The organism is Streptomyces sp. NPDC049837, from assembly GCF_040674455.1.
In the GTDB taxonomy this organism is placed as follows: Bacteria; Actinomycetota; Actinomycetes; order Streptomycetales; family Streptomycetaceae; genus Streptomyces.
The window spans coordinates 351,110-369,930 of sequence record NZ_JBFAMP010000001.1 but is presented as its reverse complement, the minus strand read 5'-3'; the positions used below and the strand labels follow the sequence as shown (position 1 = coordinate 369,930).

General features: G+C 74.0%; 16 protein-coding genes and 1 pseudogene. 5 read left to right on the top strand and 12 right to left on the bottom strand.

Annotation, left to right across the window (positions count from 1 at the left end; all coding sequences use genetic code 11):
* The 4 genes from AB0J57_RS01705 to AB0J57_RS01690 all read right to left on the bottom strand — a co-directional run bounded on the left by AB0J57_RS01705 (position 1) and on the right by AB0J57_RS01690 (position 5,453).
* Entirely contained in the window at positions 1-1,038 is a 1,038-nt protein-coding gene (locus AB0J57_RS01705; RefSeq protein ID WP_366125900.1) for a lactonase family protein, read from the bottom strand.
* Between the two features lie 61 nt (positions 1,039-1,099).
* Positions 1,100-3,172, bottom strand: a complete 2,073-nt coding sequence (locus AB0J57_RS01700; RefSeq protein WP_366125899.1) for a discoidin domain-containing protein — start codon at positions 3,170-3,172, stop codon at positions 1,100-1,102.
* A gap of 410 nt (positions 3,173-3,582) precedes the next feature.
* On the bottom strand, positions 3,583-4,293 hold the full coding sequence (locus tag AB0J57_RS01695; RefSeq protein WP_366126447.1) for a DJ-1/PfpI family protein: 711 nt from the start codon (positions 4,291-4,293) through the stop codon (positions 3,583-3,585).
* A gap of 212 nt (positions 4,294-4,505) precedes the next feature.
* Entirely contained in the window at positions 4,506-5,453 is a 948-nt protein-coding gene (locus tag AB0J57_RS01690) for a helix-turn-helix domain-containing protein (RefSeq protein WP_366125898.1), read from the bottom strand.
* A 172-nt stretch (positions 5,454-5,625) separates the two neighbouring features.
* Here AB0J57_RS01690 and AB0J57_RS01685 point away from each other — a divergent pair, with 172 nt between their 5' ends.
* Positions 5,626-6,567 (top strand): endonuclease/exonuclease/phosphatase family protein, encoded by a 942-nt coding sequence (locus AB0J57_RS01685; protein ID WP_366125897.1) that lies wholly within the window; start codon positions 5,626-5,628, stop codon positions 6,565-6,567.
* Positions 6,568-6,574: 7 nt separating this feature from the next.
* Here AB0J57_RS01685 and AB0J57_RS01680 read toward each other — a convergent pair whose 3' ends face one another.
* The 6 genes from AB0J57_RS01680 to AB0J57_RS01655 form a co-directional block, all read right to left on the bottom strand.
* Complete coding sequence (locus AB0J57_RS01680) at positions 6,575-7,636, bottom strand: helix-turn-helix domain-containing protein (RefSeq protein WP_366125896.1); 1,062 nt, start codon at positions 7,634-7,636, stop codon at positions 6,575-6,577.
* A gap of 21 nt (positions 7,637-7,657) precedes the next feature.
* On the bottom strand, positions 7,658-8,590 hold the full coding sequence (locus AB0J57_RS01675) for an STM4011 family radical SAM protein (RefSeq protein WP_366125895.1): 933 nt from the start codon (positions 8,588-8,590) through the stop codon (positions 7,658-7,660).
* A gap of 9 nt (positions 8,591-8,599) precedes the next feature.
* Entirely contained in the window at positions 8,600-9,931 is a 1,332-nt protein-coding gene (locus tag AB0J57_RS01670; protein WP_366125894.1) for an STM4012 family radical SAM protein, read from the bottom strand.
* Positions 9,928-10,734: an STM4013/SEN3800 family hydrolase gene (locus tag AB0J57_RS01665; protein WP_366126446.1), complete on the bottom strand. Its 807-nt coding sequence runs from the start codon at positions 10,732-10,734 to the stop codon at positions 9,928-9,930. The genes AB0J57_RS01670 and AB0J57_RS01665 overlap by 4 nt, the downstream gene beginning before the upstream one ends.
* Positions 10,735-10,795: 61 nt before the next feature.
* The gene (locus AB0J57_RS01660; RefSeq protein WP_366125893.1) at positions 10,796-11,923 is read right to left on the bottom strand and encodes an STM4014 family protein; all 1,128 of its coding nucleotides are present in this window, start codon (positions 11,921-11,923) and stop codon (positions 10,796-10,798) included.
* 12 nt (positions 11,924-11,935) lie between these two features.
* Entirely contained in the window at positions 11,936-12,901 is a 966-nt protein-coding gene (locus AB0J57_RS01655; protein WP_366125892.1) for an STM4015 family protein, read from the bottom strand.
* 173 nt (positions 12,902-13,074) lie between these two features.
* Between AB0J57_RS01655 and AB0J57_RS01650 the strand changes: the two genes are divergently transcribed.
* Complete coding sequence (locus tag AB0J57_RS01650; protein ID WP_366125891.1) at positions 13,075-13,401, top strand: hypothetical protein; 327 nt, start codon at positions 13,075-13,077, stop codon at positions 13,399-13,401.
* A 79-nt stretch (positions 13,402-13,480) separates the two neighbouring features.
* Positions 13,481-14,515 (top strand): DUF6745 domain-containing protein, encoded by a 1,035-nt coding sequence (locus tag AB0J57_RS01645; RefSeq protein ID WP_366125890.1) that lies wholly within the window; start codon positions 13,481-13,483, stop codon positions 14,513-14,515.
* A 66-nt stretch (positions 14,516-14,581) separates the two neighbouring features.
* Here the strand turns inward: AB0J57_RS01645 and AB0J57_RS01640 are convergent, their stop codons facing one another.
* Both AB0J57_RS01640 and AB0J57_RS01635 read right to left on the bottom strand, forming a co-directional pair.
* Entirely contained in the window at positions 14,582-15,907 is a 1,326-nt protein-coding gene (locus AB0J57_RS01640; RefSeq protein ID WP_366125889.1) for a helix-turn-helix domain-containing protein, read from the bottom strand.
* Between the two features lie 6 nt (positions 15,908-15,913).
* Positions 15,914-16,066 carry a hypothetical protein gene (locus AB0J57_RS01635; RefSeq protein ID WP_366125888.1) on the bottom strand — a complete coding sequence of 51 codons (153 nt, stop codon included), beginning with the start codon at positions 16,064-16,066 and terminating at the stop codon, positions 15,914-15,916.
* A gap of 190 nt (positions 16,067-16,256) precedes the next feature.
* On the opposite strand from AB0J57_RS01635, the gene AB0J57_RS01630 reads away from it, so the two are divergent.
* The gene (locus AB0J57_RS01630; protein ID WP_366125887.1) at positions 16,257-17,237 is read left to right on the top strand and encodes a DUF3068 domain-containing protein; all 981 of its coding nucleotides are present in this window, start codon (positions 16,257-16,259) and stop codon (positions 17,235-17,237) included.
* Positions 17,238-17,446: 209 nt separating this feature from the next.
* Positions 17,447-18,577 (top strand): annotated as a pseudogene (locus tag AB0J57_RS01625) (glycosyltransferase family 4 protein); the annotation flags it as partial.
* Between the last annotated feature and the right edge of the window lie 244 nt (positions 18,578-18,821).

Here is an 18,821-nt window from a genome sequence, read left to right as displayed (position 1 = left end):
TCAGGAGAAGACCACGCACGCGGCGGCCGGCACCTCCACCGCGCCGCCGCGGCGCAGTTCACCGCTCTCCGGGTCCACGTCGAACCAGGTGACGTCCCCGGACCACTCGTTGACGACGTACAGCCGCCGCCCGGAGGAGTCGGCCACCAGGTCGCGCGGCCACACGCCGCCGCAGTCCACGCTCTGCGTGAGCTGGGGCTTCTCCGGGTCGTCGACGAGCGAGAACGTCAGGATCCTGTTGCTGCCGCGCACGGCCGCCCGGACGAAGCGCCCGTCGGACGAGGGGCAGACGACGGAGGGGTGGACCCGTCCCCCTTCCGGGGCGCCTTCGGGATCGATGGCCACCTCCGCCAGTGGTTCCAGCCGGCCGGACGGCGGTTCCCACCGGCAGACGGTCATCTGCGGTTCCAGCTCGTGCAGTACGTACACCACGTCGCCGTCCGGGTGGAAGGCGAGGTGACGCGGCCCCGACCCGGCACGCAGGACCGTCTCGGCGTGCACGCTGAGTGCTCCGGTGGCCTGGTCGAGGGCGCAGACCCGTACCGAATCGGTGCCGAGGTCCACGCTCAGCACCCACCGACCGCTCGGGTCGGGCAGCACCTGGTGGGCGTGCGGTCCCTGCTGCCGCTCGGCGTCGGGGCCCGAGCCGTGGTGGGCCAGGACGACGGGCGGCCCGGAAAGACTGCCGTCGGGTTCCACGCGGAGGCTGCTGACGCTGCCCGAGCCGTAGTTGGCGGTCAGCAGCCGGCGCCCCGCCACGCTGAGATGGGTGGGGCCCGAGCCGCCCGCCCCGACCGCCGGGCCGAGAGCCGTGAGGCGGCCGTCCGCCCCGGTGCGGAACGCCGCGACGGCGCCCGGCTCGGTGTCACTCACCGCGTAGAGCACGCCTGTTCCGGGGTCGAGCGCGAGGGACGAGGGGTTGACGACGGTGTCGACGCTCGTGCGCGGGGCCGGCGCCCCGGTCGCCGGGTCGACGGCCGCGACGGTGATGCCGCGCCCGCCCCCCGAGGTGAACGAGCCGATGTACGCCCACTGCACAGGATGCCCCTTCCGCCGTTGGGAACGACTGGCTGGGCACTGTAAGCACGGCCGGGCGGCGTCAGCGGCCGTACACGCCGACCTCGCGGAGCGAGTAGCCCCATCCGGTCCCCCGTTCGAGGCCCATGACGCGGACGAAGCGGGCCGGTACGGCGGTGAACCGCGCGGTGTCCAGACCGCCGTCGCCGGCGGTGGTGGACCAGACGGTCCGCCAGTCGGTCCCGTCGGAGGACACCTCGACCCGGTACGCCCTGCCGTACGCGCGCTCCCAGTCGAGCGTGACCCGCCCGACCGTGTGCGTGGCGCCCAGGTCGACGCGCAGCCACTGGGGGTCGCGCCAGTCGCTCGCCCAGCGCGTGCCGGGGTCGCCGTCCACGGCGCGGCCGGGCGCGTAGCTGGTGAACGGGTTCCACTCCGACGTACTGGCCGACGCGGACGACCCGGCGGCCAGGTTCCGCACGTGGTGACGCTCGGAGCCGCCCCAGGTGGCGAGGTAGGACTCGGCGCCCCGGAAGAGGTCGTCGATGACGTCCTGGCCGCCCGTGACCCGGATGTCCTCCAGCCAGTCGGGCACCAGGCCGTAGTGGGCGGCGCCGTCGGTGTTGATGTCCCAGGTGCGTTCACCGGTGGTCTGCCGGTCGAGGAACGAGCCGCCGTCGGCGCTGCGGAAGGGGTAGCGCACGGGGTTGGGGGTGTCCGCGCCCCGGGGGGCCGGCCAGCCGCCGACGCCGTTCATGTCGGTGCCGTAGCCGTACCCGGCGCCGTACTTCTCACGCAGCGCGTCCGTGCGTCGCGCCTCGGCGGTGAACGCCTCCGCCCCGTGCATGTACTGGGCGATGAAGCCGCCGAGGCGGTAGACCCGCTCCGTCCAGTCCATGTCCATCCAACTGTGCGAGGACAGCACGCCGGGGTACGACTCGGACTCCAGGACGTCCAGTACGCGGCCGGTCGCCTTCACGCTCATGTGGTCGATCTCGATCATCATCTTCCGCTGCATCATGCCGCGCAGCGCGTACTCGCCGAGGGCGGTCAGGCCACGGGTGTTGCACCGCGCGTCGGCCGCGTACGACGGGACCGTGACACCGGGCGGGAGCTTCTTCTCCGCCTCGGGCGCCGCCGCGAGCCCGATGGGGTTGTCGGCCTGCGGGCCGGTGCACTTCTCCGTCTTCCAGAACGTGCCCGTCGACAGGAACTGGCCCACGTTGATCGCCGTGCCGAGGGTGCCGGAGTCGAACCTCACCCCGCACAGGGCGTTGTCGAACTTGTGGCACAGGAACATGCTGCGGACGCCGAGCGCGTGCAGTTCGTCCAGCCCCCGGTCGATGTCGGCGCGGTCGCACTGGGGTACGTCCAGGATCTGCTTGCAGCCGAACGGCTCGGAGGTCTCCACACCCAGGACGACGGCCATCTTGCCCTGCTCGATCACCGCACGGGCCTGGCCGGAGTCGGTGACGATCCGGAACCAGCCCTTGCCCGGGCCGCCGTACATCCGGTCGACGTACGCCTGCATCTCGTACGTCTTGCGCGCCTGGAGGCGGATGGAGGTCATCTCGTCGCAGCCGCGGTCCTTGAAGAAGTAGACCGAGCAGATCACCCCGTTGGTGACGAGGTCGTTGACGAGCACCCGCTGGCCGCCGCGCCAGGCCCGTTCGACCCAGGCGTAGTAGTTCTGCTGGTGCGTCAGGGAGTCATGGGCGGGCCAGTCCTTGAAGGTGGGCCAGCCGTTGGGGTCATGCCTGCCGTCGCCGCCCTTGGTGATGAAGTCGAAGACCGCGAGGGAGCCGTCCGGGTAGTGCTCGGGGCAGTCCTTCAGCGCGTCGGCCACGCCGAGCTCGGAGAAGGGCTTGCCGCAGATCAGCCGCCCGCCGAAGGCCTCGTTGGACATCAGGTGGTCGTGCGCGTCGACGAAGCCCCGGACCCGCCCCTCGGAGTCGGTGCCCTTGAACGGCTCCCCGGCGACGTCGACGCGGGAATCGGGCGCGGGCCGCGCGACGGGATCCCACCAGCCGGTACCCGCCCCGGCCGGGGTCCCCGCCGAGGCCGGACCCAGGGCCAGCAGCGTCAGGAGCGAGGAGAGAACCGCGAGTACCCTGAGCCTGCCAGGAGAGCGTTGCGAGCGTCGCGACAAGGTCATCACCCATGCTCCAGCCGGAAGGGCATCCCCGGGCGACGGCCCCGGGGATGTTGGTCGTGCGACTGTTTGTCATGTCTCCATAAAGGTGCGACGAGGATCGCGGTTGCCGCGCGAGCAGTCAAGGCACGCGACGGTCTTGTACGGCCGCCGTCCGCTCGGGCCGTCGCCGCGTCCGCGCCCGGTCGGCGGCGCACCAGCCACACGGCGAGGTCCGGACCGGAGGTGACGCCCGCGGCGCCGACCGGATCGCCGTGTCCACGACGGGGGCGTTGCGGTGGCACAGCGCGGTGACGGCCAGACAGGCAGTCGGTCAGCCGGCCGGCCCCGGCCGGGGCGCGGGCCCGCCGCCCCGGCCACGGGGCGCACCGCCCTGTCCGCCGGCGTCGCGGTACCGGTGCCCGCCGCCACGGTCACGAACGCCAGACGGTCCCGCGGCGCTCGTACTCCAGCACCTCCTCGGCGAACACCGCCGTTTCCGGCCCGAAGAAGCGCTCCACCAGCCACAGCCCCAGGTCGATGCCCGAGGTGACGCCCCCGCAGGTCACCAGGTCCCCGTCGTCGACGACCCGGCCGCCCACGACACGCCCTCCCTGCGCCTTGAGGTCGTCCTTGGCGATGTGGTGCGTGGTGCACGGGCGGCCCCTGGTGATGCCGGCGGCGGAGAGCAGCATGGTGCCGCTGCACACGGCGCCCAGGACCAGGCCGCGCCGCTGCGCCGCCGCGAGGGCTCTGGGCAGGACTCCGCGCCGTACCTCCCGCTGGAGGCCGGAACCGTCGCCGTACCCGGCGCCGGGCACCAGGATCAGATCGGCCGAGCGAGGGGACCAGGGGGAGCGGCAGACGATCTCCATACCGGCGGACGTCGTCACCGCGCCGGGCCCGTCGACGGTGACGTAGGACTGCGCGACCCGGTCCGTCCCGACGATCCCGAAGACCTCGATGTGCCCGGCGAAGTCCTGTTCCTCCACCCCGTCGTACAGCACCGTGTGCACGCGCAGCGGTTCGCGGCGCGGCCGGGCAGCCGTCGCGCGGGCGGCGGCCGTCGCGGGAGCCGCGACACCCGCGAGACCGGCACCGACCGCCGCGGCGGCACCGGAGTGGAGCAGATTCCGCCTGTGTATGGGGCGCACTGGGTTCCTCCGTGAAGATCCGTGAAGAAGCGTGAACGGCGTCCCGGGCCGGGCCTGTCGCCACGGCGCGCGGGGCGCGAAGACCCGTTCAGTCTTCCGGCGCCGGGTGACGGGAGACAGTGGCGCGCGTGCCCGGCAGGCGCAAGATACGGCCAGGCCAGGGCCGTTGTGGTGCGGGCGGCCATGCGGCCCGCACGTGTCGCCTACACGCGGAAGGCCGCCCGGTAGGCGGACGGAGTGGTGCCGACGTGGCGCGTGAAGTGGTGGCGGAAGGTCTCGACGGACCCGAACCCGGTGGACTCCGCCACCCGTGCCATGGGCAGGCCGGTGCTCTCCAGCAGCTCCCGCGCGCGCTGGACGCGGAGGGCGAGCAGCCAGCGCAGCGGTGTCGTACCCGTCTGCGCGCGGAAGTGCCGCGCCAGGCTGCGCCTGCTCATCATCGCGTGGGCGGCGATGTCGGCGATCGTCAGCGGCTCGTCGAGCTTGTCCCGCATCCACTGCATCGTCCCGCCGAGGTCGGCGGAGTCGCTCCCCGGCGTGCGGTACTCGATGAACTGGGCCTGTCCGCCCGTCCGTTGGGGCGCCATGACCATCAGGCGGGCGACCTGCGCCGCGACCGCCGCGCCGTGGTCCCGGCGCACCATGTGCAGGCACAGGTCGAGACCCGCGGCGACCCCCGCCGACGTCAGCACCTGACCGTCGTCGACGAACAGCACCGAAGGGTCGACCCGCGTGCCGGGGAACCCCTCCGCCAGGGCGTCGGCGAACCGCCAGTGCGTCGTCGCCCGGCGCCCCTCCAGCAGGCCGGCCCGTGCGAGGACGAAGGCCCCCGTACAGATGGACGCCACCCGCGCCCCGCCGGCCGCCGCCTCCCGCAGCAGCCGGACGGCGCGCGCGTCCGGCACCCGCTCGGCGGGGACGCCGGGAACGATGATGGTGTCCGCGTCACGGGCGTCGTCCCACCGGTACGAGGACGAGATCCGGAACGGCTGCACCGGCCCCGCCGTCGTCGTGACGGCACGCTCGGCGCAGACCCGCACGTCGTACGCCGGGGTCCCGTCGGGACGGCTCGCGAACCCGAACACCTGGCAGGGGATGGCCAGATCGAAGGCCGACACCGCGTCCAGCGCGAGAACCGCAACCACATGCATACGCCCCGACCCTACGCCACCGCCCCGCACCGGCTGTCCCCACCGGGGAACCCAACGCGACGGCACGGCGTCCTCGCACGGTATGGGGATGGATGCGCATACGGGGACGCCGGCGACGGCACGACGTCGTCGTGGCCGCTGGGGCGGCCGTGGCCGTTGGTGTCGCTGGGGCGTGGACGCCCGGGGGCGGTCGGCCTGGCGGCGCGGACGGGTACCGGCGTCGGCCGCCGTGGCGGTCGCCTGCGTGCTGGCCTTCCCCGGCGCGGTGCCCAACGCCGCCGGGCGGTTGGGCAGCCTGGCCGAGACGTTCCTGCCGTGGCTGGGGCTCACCATGCCGGTCCTGCTCGTCATCGCGCTGGTACGGCGCTCGACGACGGCCCTGCTGGCGCTGCTCCCGGTGGCCGCCGCGTGGCTGGGCCAGTTCGGCGGCGCGCTGACGGCGGACGAGGCGCCGGGGTACGACATCACCGTCGTCCAGCACAACGTCAGCGACGAGAACCGGGATCCCGGGGGCACCGCGCGGGCCCTGATGGAGGCGCGGCCACAGATGATCGCCCTCCAGGAGCTGACCCCGTCCGCCCTTCCGTCGTACCGGGCGGCACTGGCGGCCGGCTACCCGCACCACGCGGTGCACGGCACGGTCGGACTGTGGTCGGTGTACCCGCTGGCCGACGTACGGCCCCTGGACATCCGGCCCCCGGGGTTCGGTGCCGACTGGAACCGCGGGCTGCGTGCCACCGCGGTCACCCCGCACGGCGAGGCCGCCGTGCACGTCGCCCACCTGCCGTCCGTACGCCTCGGCCCCACGACCGGCTTCGGCTCCGCCGCCCGGGACGCGAGCGCCGCGCTGCTCGGCGAGGCGATCGCCGCGGAGCGACCGGGCACGGTGATCCTGCTCGGCGACCTCAACGCCACCGTCGACGACCGTGGCCTCGCCCCCGTCACGTCCCGGCTGCGCCCCGCCCCGCCCGCCTTCGCCTTCAGTTGGCCGGCCGCGCTGCCGCTGGCCCGGATCGACCAGGTCATGGCGCGCTCCGCGACCGTCGTCGGCATCCGTACCCTCCCCGCCACCGGCAGCGACCACCTCCCCGTCGCCGCCCGCATCCGCTGGTGAGGAACGGTCACAGCTCCTGGTCCGGCCAGCCCAGCAGGCGGGCCCCGATGACGGCGGTCTGGAGCGTGTAGCGGTGGACGGCGTCACCCGGGTCGGCCCCGGTCAGCTTGCGGATGCGCTCCAGCCGGTACGTCAGCGCCCGCACGCTCAGGGACAGGCGCCGGGCGGCCTCGGCGGCCACGCAGCCGGTGTCGAAATACGTGGTGAGGGTGTCGATGAGCGGCCTGGCACCGCCCCGGGCCTGCCGCAGCGGGCCGAGGACGCTGACGACGAGGTCGGCCATGGCCTGCCGGTCGCGGGTGAGCACCGGGTAGACCAGAAGGTCCGCGGCGTGCAGCACCGGCTCGTCGAGCTCCATGCGGACGGCCAGGTCAAGGGCGTTGAGCGCCTCCTCGTAGGAGTGGACGACACCGCCCACGCCGGGGTGCGGGCGCCCGATGGCGACACGACCGCCGTCGGTCGCCGCGTACGCCTGCTTGGCGAAGAAGGCCAGGACGTCGGCCTGGTCGCCCGGCGCGATGCAGATGAGGCGGCCGTTCTTCGTGGTCAGCAGGATGTGACGGTCCCCGAAACGGGCCGCCAGGGACGACTCGATGCCCCGGGTGACCGCATAGCCGTCGTCGTACGGCTCCGGTCCCTGCGCCACCGCGACCGCGTGCGCCTGGGACAGCAACAACCCGAACCGCTCGGCGCGTTCGGCGAGACGGCCGGCATCACCCCGGCCGTGCAGGAGATCGTCGATGAACTCCCGCCGCGCCGCCTCCTGCCTGCGGATCGCCAGCCGCTGCGCCCGCTCGTGGCCCTCGGCGAAGGCGTCCACCGCCTGCTCCACCGCCGCGAGCAGATGGTCGGCGGCGTCGCCCCGCAGGCCCTCCCGTACGTCCTGGGCGGCGGACAGATGGGCACGCACCAGAAAACGCAGCCCCAGACCCGCCTCGGCCGCCCGCTCACCCCGGAGGCGCAGCGCCTCCAGCTCGTCCCGGGTCAGCCGCCTGCCGGTGGCGCAGGCACCGGCGAGGATCCGGGCATACCCCTCCAGATATTCCTCGGCCGCGCCCTGCTCCACCACGAACCCCCCGTTCCTGACGCGTCACTGACGACTTCCTGACGCGTGGGCGTCAAGAGTGCCATGCACGGCCGAGGGGGCCGCCACCGCGGCCGGGTCTCCCGCCGGCGGCGGCAGGTGCGCGGGGACGCGTTCGAGGACTCCGCCCGCGAACACGTCGTACAGGGGCAGGGTCTCCAGGTGGACGTAACCGATGTGGCAGTCGCACCGGGCCAGCGGACAGGGGCGCGGCGCGAGGGCGGTGCGGTAGGAGCCGTCGTAGAGGTTGCCGAGTTCGGCGCGTACGAAATGGCAGCGCCGGACCGTGCCGTCACCGTCGACCGAGAGGACCGACTCGCCTGTCCGGCAGGGCAGTCCGGCCGAACGGTGCGGATGCCGGCTGTAGGGGAAGAGCGGGTCGAGCGCCGTCCAGGTCTCCGCCTCCTCGTCGGTGTACGTGTGGCCCTCGGCGGCGTTCACCCACAGGTAGACGTGCGCCGGCAGAGCGGCGCGCAGCCGCCGGGCGTCCGCCAGATGGGCGGGCAGGCCGACGACGCCGACACTGAAACGGACGCCACGCTCCGCGAGGTCCCGCGTCTTGGCCAGGAAGCGGTCGTACGGCGTCTGGCCCGGGTGGTACGTGCACCACAGCGCCACGGTGCCCCGGTCGGCGTCGGCCAGCCAGTCGGTGCGGCAGCTCAGGTTGGTCTGGATGGCGACCCGGTCGACGTGCGGGGTGTGGGACAGCTCCACCAGGGCCCGCCGGTACCAGGAGCGCACGAGCCCTTCGCCCCAGGGCGTGAACAGCACCGAGAGGCGGTCACCGGTCTGTGCCGTGGCCCAGGCCGTGAAGCGTTCCAGCGCCGCCCGGTCGGCCCGGAGCTGGGCGGGGCTGTCGCGCCGCTTGGCGAAGGGACAGTAGGGGCAGTCGTAGTCGCACGAGGCGAGCGGGCCCCGGTACAGGAGCGTCAGGTCCACGGTGGGCGCCTACTTCGGTTCGTACGCGGCCATCGCGGCCCTGACGGCGGGGGAGAACAGCTCCGGGCCCAGGGCGTCGGAGTGGGCGAGCCCCTCCGGGGACAGCCGCAGCAGCCCCGGTGCGGTGTCGTCGAGCCAGCCCCGGCCGGTGAACGCGGCGAGCTCGGCGCCGAAGTCGTCGTACGGGTCCGACCCGAACCGGGAACGGTAGTCGCCCACCGGCATGCCCCGCGCCTGGAGCAGGGACTGGAGGAGGTGCCGGCGGCGTGCCTCGTCCCCGTCCATGAAGCGGCCGTGCACGGCCCGGCCGAAGTCCTCGGTGCCGGTGTAGTCGTCGATGATGGCCCGTATCTCGCCCATGCCGACCGCGTAGTCGAAGGAGTAGTGGAGGGCGGAGGTGTAGGAGCGGGCGCCGCAGCCCAGGCCGATCATGCCGTCCGTCTGGCAGGCGTGGTCGTCGGGGCCCTGGGCGGGCGCGCCGGCGCGCCGGAACATGCGCATCGACACCTGCTCGTAGCCCTGGGCGAGCAGGTGGTCGCGCCCCCGCCGGTAGAGGTCCAGCCGCTGCTCGTCCCACTCCCGGTCGGTGTGGGCCGTCCGCCTGGCAAGACCGGTCAGGGGGCGCACATACAGCGGGTAGAGGTACAGCTCCTCCGGCCGCCAGGCGAGCGCGGCGTCCAGCGAGGTGCGCCAGGTGGCGGGGGTCTGGCCGTCGATGCCGTAGATCAGATCGATGTTGAGGACGGGGACGGTGGTGTCCCGGATCCTGGCGAGGGCGGCTTCCACGTCCGCGCGCCGCTGCGGGCGCACCGCCGCCCGCGCCTCCTCGTCGACGAAGCTCTGCACACCGATGCTGAGCCGGGTCGTGCCGCGCTCGGCGAGGACGGCGAGCCGGTCGGCGGTGGCCGTGGCGGGGGAGGTCTCGACGGAGAGCGGGATCGCGCGCAGGTCGGCGCCCATGCGCTTCTCGGCGATGTCGCAGAGCCGGTCCAGCTCGTCGGCGGTCAGGAAGGTCGGGGTGCCGCCCCCGAAGGCGGCGTTGGCGAAGCGGACGCCGCTGTCGCCGAGGGCGTCGCGGACGGCGGTGGCCTGCCGGTCCAGCGCGTCCAGGTAGCGGCCGGTGAGCCCGTCGGGGGCGCCGATCCGGGTGAAGAGGTTGCAGAAGCCGCAGCGGACCTCGCAGAACGGTATGTGCAGGTAGAGCGAGAGGGCGTCCTTGCGTTCGCCCCGCCACAGGTCCCGCAGCGCGGGCCCGCCGGGCAGCGGGCGGTAGGCGGTCTTGTGGGGGTAGGCGTAGACGTAACTCCGGTACGGGCGGAGGTGGGCGCTGGTGCTGGTCATACGGACGGCTCCAGGAAGAAGTGGGCGTACGGCACCGTCCACACGGCCTCGTGGGCGAGGCGGTGACCGGTGTAGCCGTCGTCGCCGTAGGTGGTGCCGTGGTCGGAGCAGACGATGGCGAAGCAGCGGCGCCGGGAACTCATCGCGGCGAAGAGCCGGCCGATGTGACGGTCGATGTACTCCAGCGCGGCGGCGTGGCTGGCCAGGCTGTCGCCGTCCTCACGGGTGGCACCGGGCAGGTGGAACCAGTTGGGCTGGTGCAGCGCGGACGCGTTGAGGAAGAGGAACAGCCGGCGCTCGGCCGGCAGCGCGGCGACCACCTGCTCGGCCCGCTCCACCTGCGCCTCGAAGGACGTGGGTGACGCCACGCCGAACGCGGGCTCCCAGTGGCTCTCCTGGAACATCCCGGGCAGGACATCGCCCAGCGCGCCCCGCTTGTTGAAGAACCCGACGCCGCCGACGCACACCGTCCGGTAGCCCTCGGCCGCGAGCGCCGAGACCAGGTCGGGTGCGTCGAAGACGTACGTGTCCCCGGCGGTGGTCTCACTGCCCGCGAAGCGCGCGGCGAAGAGCCGGGCGTGCGGACCCGGGCCGGCGGGCGTCGGCAGGAACCCGGCGAACATCGCCTGGTGGGAGGCGTAGGTGAAACTGCCCGGCGCGTGCCGCTTCTCCCAGGCGCCGCCGGGAAGATGGCGGGCCAGGTGCGGGATGCGCCCGGCGGCGGCCAGCTCGGCGGCCACGTCGTACCGGAGGGTGTCGAGCGTGACGAGCAGCAGGTCGTCACGGCCGACGACCTGGTTCATGTCGGGGCCCGGGCCGGCGGCCGGGGCCGGGGCTGGGGCGGGGAGCCGGGCGGTGCCGGCCTCAAGCGGTTGCACGGTGGTTCCTCAGGGGTGGTGCGGTGTGCGGTGAGCGCCGCCGCAGTACGGCGGCGACCTGGGCGGCATAGGTGTCGAGGCCCTCGGCGCCGCTGCCCGGCAGGCCGGTGAGACCCGGCAGCAGGTCCCCGAAAGCGTTGACCTCGGCGACGGCGAACCGCCGCCAGCCGGTGGAGGGAAGGAGGTCGACCCCGACGCACAGGGTGCCGGGGAAGCAGGCCGCCGCCCGTTCGCAGGTGTCCAGGGCGTCCGCCCAGCGGCTGCCCATGGTCTGGATCGCGGCGGCGAGGTCTCCGCGCGCCCCGCCGAGGTGGAGGTTGGTCATCGGCGCGTGGCTGGTACGGACGACGGCGTGGGTGGCCCGGCCGTCGACGACGACGATCCGCAGGTCCGCCCGGCGGCCCCCGCCCGGGCTCGCCTTCGGCCACCACCGCTCGATGTGCAGCCCGTCCGGCGCGAGGGCGTCGACCAGCGCGGCGACCTCCCGCTCGTCGGTGACCCGGCGCACGCGCAGCGAGTTGTGGAGCCGGCCGTCCACGGCCTCCACGGACGTGGTGGCCCGCACCCGGCCCGGCGCGCCCGTCTCCAGGGCGACGATCCCGGACGCGGACGACCCGTGCGCGGGCTTGACGAACACGCGCCGCATGCCGTGCGCGGCCATCAGGGCGCGAACGTCGTCCCAGCCGCGAACGGGCGTACCGGCGCCCGACGTGGGCGACTCGGGGACCGGCACCCCGGCGTCGAGCAGGACCCGGTGGCAGCGCCGCTTGTCGAACAGGACGGCCAGCTCGGCGGGATCGTCCAGCCGGACGCCACCGCGCAGCGCACCGACGGCGGCGGTGAACCGCGCGTACCAACGTGCACCGCCCTCGACCCGGGTCGGGTCGTCCACGTCCCGCAGGAGGCGGTCGACCTCTGCGTTCTCCCCGGGCGAGTCGAGCCGTACGACCTCGTCGGCGGCGAACACCGCGCCGCCGTCGCGCAGCACGGCCGTCCAGGACACGACGCGGGGAGCGGGCAGCCCGGCGGCCCGCACGGCGTCGGCGAACAGGGCGACGCGGCGGTTCTCCGGATTGCCGACGACCGCGAACCGGGCCGGGGGTGGCTGAGTCATGGGCTTCGTCCGCTACTCGCCGACGGCGACGTAGCGCCAGACACGGCCGTCCCACTCGTCCTCGTCGGCGTGGCCGCGATCGAGGTCGAGCGTCACGCCGGCGCTTCCCAGGGTCTCCTGGAAGCGCTCGCTCATCGGCGCGCTCAGATAGTTGTGGTGGAGGTCGAGGCTCTTGAGGTGAGTGAGGGGCTGGCCCTCCAGCAGCGCGGTCCCGCCCTCGTCGGTGAGGACGCCCATGGACAGATCGAGGGACTCCAGCCGGGCGACGACCGGCGCGGAGGCGACGGCGGCCGCGATCTCGTCCTCGTAGTCGCTGTTGCGCAGGCCCAGGTGGCGGAGGCTCGGCAGCCGGGCGCCGTCGAGGATGGGCGCCACGTCGGAGATCTCACTGTCGCCCCCGTAGCCGGCCGTGCCGAGCCACAGGTCGAGGCGTTCGAGGGCGGGCAGGTCACTGGCGGCGACCCCGCGCACGACGTGGGCCGGCATGCCACCGGTCTCCAGCGTCAGGGAGCGCAGCCGCCGGTGCGTGACGGCCCGGAAGACCAGCCCGGTGCCGCCGCGCGCCCCGAACTCCTCCAGCTCGGGGAAGGCCTCCAGCAGCCGCGTGACATCGTCCTGGTTGATCCAGGAGATCTCGCACTCCTCCGATTCCATGTCGCCTATGAACAGGGCGCGCAGAGCGGGGAATTTCGCCCGGGCGTCGACCAGGGTGTCGATCGCCGGCTTGACGCCGCCCCCGTCGTCGTACGCCTCCTCACAGGCGCCGGTGACGAGGGCGCGGACCCGCGTGGTGTCGACGGCGGCGCAGAACCGGGCGAACGCCTCCGGCCAGCCCTCCTCGCTGTCGTAGACCTCGGTGGAGACACGCCAGGCGACGGCGTCGGCCGCCGGCAGCTCCACCGTGCCGTCGTCCTCGCGCAGAGGGAAGTCGAACACGGGTAGCCCGTACGACTCCCGCAGGTGTTCCGCGTAACTCATGCCTCTGCCGCTCCTCGCCTGTCGCAGTCCGATGTGCTGCAAGTTGTAGCAAGCGGCACTGACAACACCCCTGCCGGGGCGGCGCCCGGCGCCGCACCGGGCCGTTGTCAGACCCTGCCCCTACCGTCGGAGACAGCTCGGCGCACCGTGCGCCGACGGAGGAGGGGACACGTATGTACCGGCAGGGAGACGTGCTGATCGTGCCGCTCGAGGAATCGGCGGTGCCGCCGCATGCCGTGGACGCGCCGGAGGAACCGCGCGACGGCCGCGGCCGGATGGTCCTGGCGCTCGGCGAGGTGACCGGACACGCGCACGCCGTGATCGGCCCCGGCCGGCTGGTGCGCGAGCCCGGTGCGTTCGGCCCGATGCTGCTGCACCTGCCGGACGGTGGGCGCGTGGTGCACGAGGAGCACGCCCCCATCCCGCTGCCGAAGGGCTGGTTCCGGGTGGTGCGGCAGCGGGAGTACGTGCCGGGAGCCGTACGGCTCGTCGCGGACTGAGCGCCGGGCGACGGCATTTCGGGCAACGGCGTTTCGGGCGACTGAGGAACACGAGCAGGGAAGCAGGGGAGGGGACGCGATGACGGACCGGAGTGGGGACACGGCGTTCTGGCGGGCCGTCGCGACGGCCACGGAGCCCGCGCGGCGGGCGGAGGCCGAGGCGGGAGTGCGCCTGGCCTACCGCAGTGCCGGGCTGGCGGAGCCGGAGCGGATCGTGTGGGCGGCGTCGCCCAGGGAAGCGGTGCGGCTGTTGCGTCCGGGCGACGGCGCGGCGGCGCCCGGGGCACGGGGGCGCAGTGTGCGGGAGGAGGTGCGCAGCAGGCCGTGGGCGGCCGAGCGCGGCAGGCTGCACGAGCGGCTGGGCCCCCAGGGATGGGGCCGGCGGTGGGCCCTGACGGGCGGCAGGCTGTGGGAGACCACGCAGGCGCTGTCGGCTCGGATCCGGGCGGGCATCGTCGAGGAACTGGCCGACGGACGCGACGAGGAGGCCGCGGTCCGGCTGCTGCTCCTCGACGCCGTCCTGGGGCAGCACGACGCCGCCTGGCTCTGCGCGTTCGACCCGGGGGAGGGCTCGGCGCTGGACGGCCCGGCCGCGGTGGCCCGCACGGCCGGATGGTGGTGGCCGTACGAGCACCTGGCGGTGATCTGCGAGCGTCCGGTGGAACTGCACCGGGACGAGGCAGGCCGACTCGACCGGGCGGACGGCCCGGCCCTCGCCTTCCCGGACGGCTTCGCGCTGTACGCCTGGCGCGGCATGCCGGTGCCGGGCGACTTCCTGGCGGAACTGGCCGCGCTGACGCCGGAGCGGATCCGCGAGGAGGAGAACGCCGAGCTGCGCCGCGTGATGCTGGAGCACTTCGGCTACGACCGCTACCTCAGCGAGTCGGGGGCGGAGCCGGTGCACCGGGACGAGACGGGCGTGCTGTGGCGGATACCGCTGCCGGACGACGAGGACGTGGCGATGGTGGAGGTGGTCAACTCCACGCCGGAACCGGACGGGACCAGCCGCACCTACTGGCTGCGCGTGCCCCCGGCCACACGGACCGCGAGGGAGGGCGTGGCCTGGACGTTCGGCCTGGCGGCCGAGGCGTACGAGCCGCTGCGCCAGACCTGACCGGCGCCGGACGCCCCCGGCCGCGGCGGGCGGCCGGCCCCGGCCAGTACCGTGCCGTGCCGTTGATCACGGGTCATGCCGGGAAGGCCGGCCACGCGACGGTCCGGTGGACCGGGCCGCGCCCGGCGCGGAACGGTGGGCCATTTCGCGGCCGGGCAGAGCGAGCCGTCCTTGTAATCGCAGTGCGCGGAGGGCCAGTTCCAGTTCGAAGCGGCGGTCCGGGTCCTCCACCTCGTCCCCCCACAGGGCCTTGATCTGCCGCATCCGGTACCGCACCGTCTGCGGGTGCACCCCGAGCCGCGCAGCGACCTCCGGGGCGCCGCCCCGGGTCTCCAGCCACGCCAGCAGCGTCTCCGCCAGGCGGCGGCGCTGGGTGGGGCCGCGGTCGGCGAGCGGGGCGAGGCACCGGTCCGCCAGCGCCTCGATCAGCTCCTCGGGCGGCAGCAGGACCAGGGCGTCGATGTGTTCCGTGCAGTGCAGGAGCTCGCCCGACGGCAGCAGACCGCGCTCGATCAGGCCCATCGCCTCCGTCGCCCAGCGCAGCGAGGCCGTCGCGTCCGCCAGCGGGACGGCCGGGCCGATCGCCCCCGTCCAGCCCCGCAGCGCCCGGTGCAACTGCTCACGGCGCCCGGGCACCGCCGGGTCCGGGACGAAGAGCAGGGGCTGTTCGCTCTCCATGTCGAGCAGCACCTCCGGCCCCACGGCCGGCGCCACGCACTCGCGGGCCGGGCGGAGCAGCACCCCCACGGCCACCCGCTGGGGGAGCGTCCAGCCGATCCGGGCCGCGTGGGCGGCGTACTCCTCCAGCGGCCGGGACCGGTCGGTGCGGCGCTCACCCAGCAGCGCCTGCGTCAGTTGGCGCTGCAACCGCAGCCGTTCGCCCGCCTGGCGGGCGGCCGCCTCGGCGTAGCCGCGTACCGTCTGGTCCACCAGGCCGTCGAGGAAGGCGAAGCCCGCCTCGGCGAGGTCGTACATCGCGGGGGGCGGAATGCGGGCCTCATGGCCGATTTCCGCCAGTCGCCGCCAGGCGAGGCGCACCCCGAGCCGGTAGACGGCCTGGAGGGAGTCGAGGGTGCGGCCCTGCTGTCCCTCCCCGCGCCCGAAGTCCTGGAAGACCTCCAGATGGAGCTGTGGGCTGCCGGAACCGCGCACGAGGTGCTGGAGGAACTCCTCCAGGGCCCGCCGGATGCCCACCAGGGCGACCAGCTCGCCGGACTCGTCCACGAGCAGCGGCATCCGGGGATGCTCGCGGCAGATCGTGTCCAGGATCTCCTGCGCCAGCGCGGGCACTTCGGCCATGGCGCGGTCGGCGAACTCGCGCACCTGCCGGCGCGGCAGGTCCGCCCAGGCCGACCGCTCGGCGGCCGGTGCCCGCGTGTCCACTCCGGTCAACTCGCCTCACCCCCGGGGCAGAGCCGTCTCATGGCTGATCAGTGGCACATTGGGCTGTTCCGGGGTGGTGTTGAGCAGGGCCACGACGGCGAGGGCCGCGCCCACGGCGAGAGCCGCGGCGACCGCCACGGTCAGGGCGGCGGCGAGCAGTCTGGGCATGGTCGGGTCAGCCTTTCTGACGCTGGGACCCCACCACGAGTCCGTCACCCCGGACGGCGACGAACCCATCGCACCAGTGCATTGACAGTCCGTCAAGGGGACCCCTACGGTTCCCGGCCCATACGGAGTCCCATACGGAGTGCACGTATACGCCGCGCAACGTCGTCCAGGCCCCCACGGAGTGTCCGCAATGCGTCGCACCGCTTCCCCCCTGTCGCTGATCCTGCTCGGGACCGGCGTGTTCCTGCTGGTCCTGGCGCCGTTACTGGTCTGGTACGTCCAGCCGCGCGCCAAGGTGAACCCCATCGACGTCGACACCGTCACCGTCTTCACCGGTACGGGCAGTTACTTCGACACCCGCCGGATCGCGACCGTGACCGGCACCCCGCTGACCATCACCCGCCAGGTACGCGGCGACGTGGCCGACAGCGTCCGCAGCGGCCGGGCCGTCTGGGACGTCTCCACCTCGGTGGACACCGACGACACGCTGCCCGCCGCCGCCACGCACGACTCGCTCCAGTGGACCCTGGAGCGCTGGGTCACCGACCGGCGCACCAACGAACCGGTGCACTGCTGCGAGGAGACCCCGACCTTCGACGGCGAGGCCTACCTGAAGTTCCCCTTCGATGTGGAGAAGCGGTCCTACCGCTGGTGGGACGGCACACTCGGCTCCACCGTGACCCTCCGCTTCGATGGGACGCAGAAGGTCCAGGGGTACGAGGGCTACCGCTTCACCGGCCGAGTGGAACCGGCGAAGACGGGTACCAGGCTGGTTCCCGGCCGGCTCGTCGGGCAGCCGGGCCGGCCGCAGGTCCTCGCCGAGGAGTGGTACGCCAACCACGGCATCGAACTCGTCGTCGACCGGCGGACCGGGCGGATCCTGAACGCGGCGATCGGGCCGCGGAAGGTGCTGCGGGCGCCCGGTTCCGCCAGGGACGCCGTGGTGCTGCTGGACAGCCGGCGCATGGAGTTCACCCCGGCCACCCAGCGGACGCAGGTGGCGCTGGCCTCGGCGGACAACCGGAAGCTTCGGCTGCTGGGGGAGACCGTGCCCTTGGGCGCGGTCGTCCTCGGCACCCTGCTGGCGGGGGCCGGCACGGTGCTGCTCGTCCGGGGAGGCCGCGTACGCGGCCGGTCCGGGCACGACTCCGGTGAAGTACGCGCGATATGACGAAGTGTCATACGCGGGCGGGGTGAAATTTGTCATCCCGGTGAGTAGCCGCACCGCCGGGCTTGGCGAACACTGACCAACCCACCGCACCACCACATCCGTCATCCCGGGCGTTCCATGACCTGCTCCACCCCCCACCGGCGCCGGTGACCGCTCTCCGGCCCGGAGCACCGTCATCCGGTTCCCGACCCGAACGAGTTGGAGCTCGTATGCCCCAGCACGTACCCCCCACGCTGACCACCGCCGTTCCCCGCGGCGCGTGGTCGCCCCAGGGCGCTGTCCGCCCCCCTCGCCGTATCGTCTTCCTCTCCCGCCGCGACCTCGGCAACCCCGCCGCGGGCGGCTCCGAACTCCTCGTCGACCGGCTCGCGGAGGGCCTGACGGCCCTGGGCCACGAGGTCACCCTGCTGTGCGGGGGTCCGGCCGCGTACCGCGACTACCGGGTCGTCTCGGCGGGCGGCGACCTCGGCCACTTCCTCCGGGCGCCCAGCGCGTTCACCCGGCAGGTGGGCGACTGCGACCTGCTGGTCGAGGTGTGCAACGGCCTGCCGTACCTGGCCCCGCTCTGGCACCGGGGCCCCACCCTCTGCCTGGTCAACCACGTGCACACCGAGCTGTGGGGCATGCGCTACCCCCGCCCCGCCGCCGGCATCGGGCGGCGGCTGGAACGCTGGGCGCTGTCCGGTGCCCAGCGCGACAACCTCCTGGTCGCCGTGTCGGAGTCGACCGCGTCGGCGCTCGGCGCGCTGGGCGTGGACCCCGCCCGCATCCGCGTCGTGCACAACGGGGTCGAGGCCCCCGGGCACCGGATGCCGCGTTCGTCGCAGCCGCTGTTCCTGGCGGTCGGCCGCCTGGTCGAGTACAAGCGCATCGACCTGCTGCTGCGGCTCTGGGAACGCGTACGGCCGGTCACCGGGGGCGAGCTGGTGATCGTCGGCGACGGCCCCGAGCGCCGGCGGCTCGAAGCCCTCGCCGGCCCCGGGGTCGTCTTCACCGGCCGGGTGTCGGACGAGGACAAGCACCGGCTGCTGTGCGCCTCCTGGCTGCTGCTGCACCCCTCCGCCGTCGAAGGATGGGGCCTCGTCGTCACCGAGGCGGCGACACGCGGCACACCGTCGATCGGCTTCGACGTACCGGGCCTGCGGGACTCCGTCGACGACGGCGTCACCGGGGAACTGGTGCGCGGCGAGAGCGCCTTCGCGGCGGCCTGGTGCGCGCTGGCACTGGACCACGAGCGGCGCGAGGCCATGGGCAGGGCCGCCGCCGTACGCGCCGAGCGCTACCGGTGGGCCACGACCGTGCGCCGCTTCAGGTCCGTCGCGCTGGAGGCGGTCGCCCGCCACCGGGCCACCGCGGGCGACGGCGCCAAGCCGCCCGGCACCACCCGCGACGGCGCCAAGCCGCCCGGCACCACCCGCGACGGCGCCAAGCCGCCCGCCACCGCCACTGCCACGGACCGCACTCGCGACCACGCCGCAGCGCCCGCCACCGGCGGCCACGGCCACGGCGACGCCTCCGCCCCCGGCGGCCTGCCGCAGACGGCGCCGCCCCCGGTCGCCCCGGTCGCCTCCACCGCCTCCACCG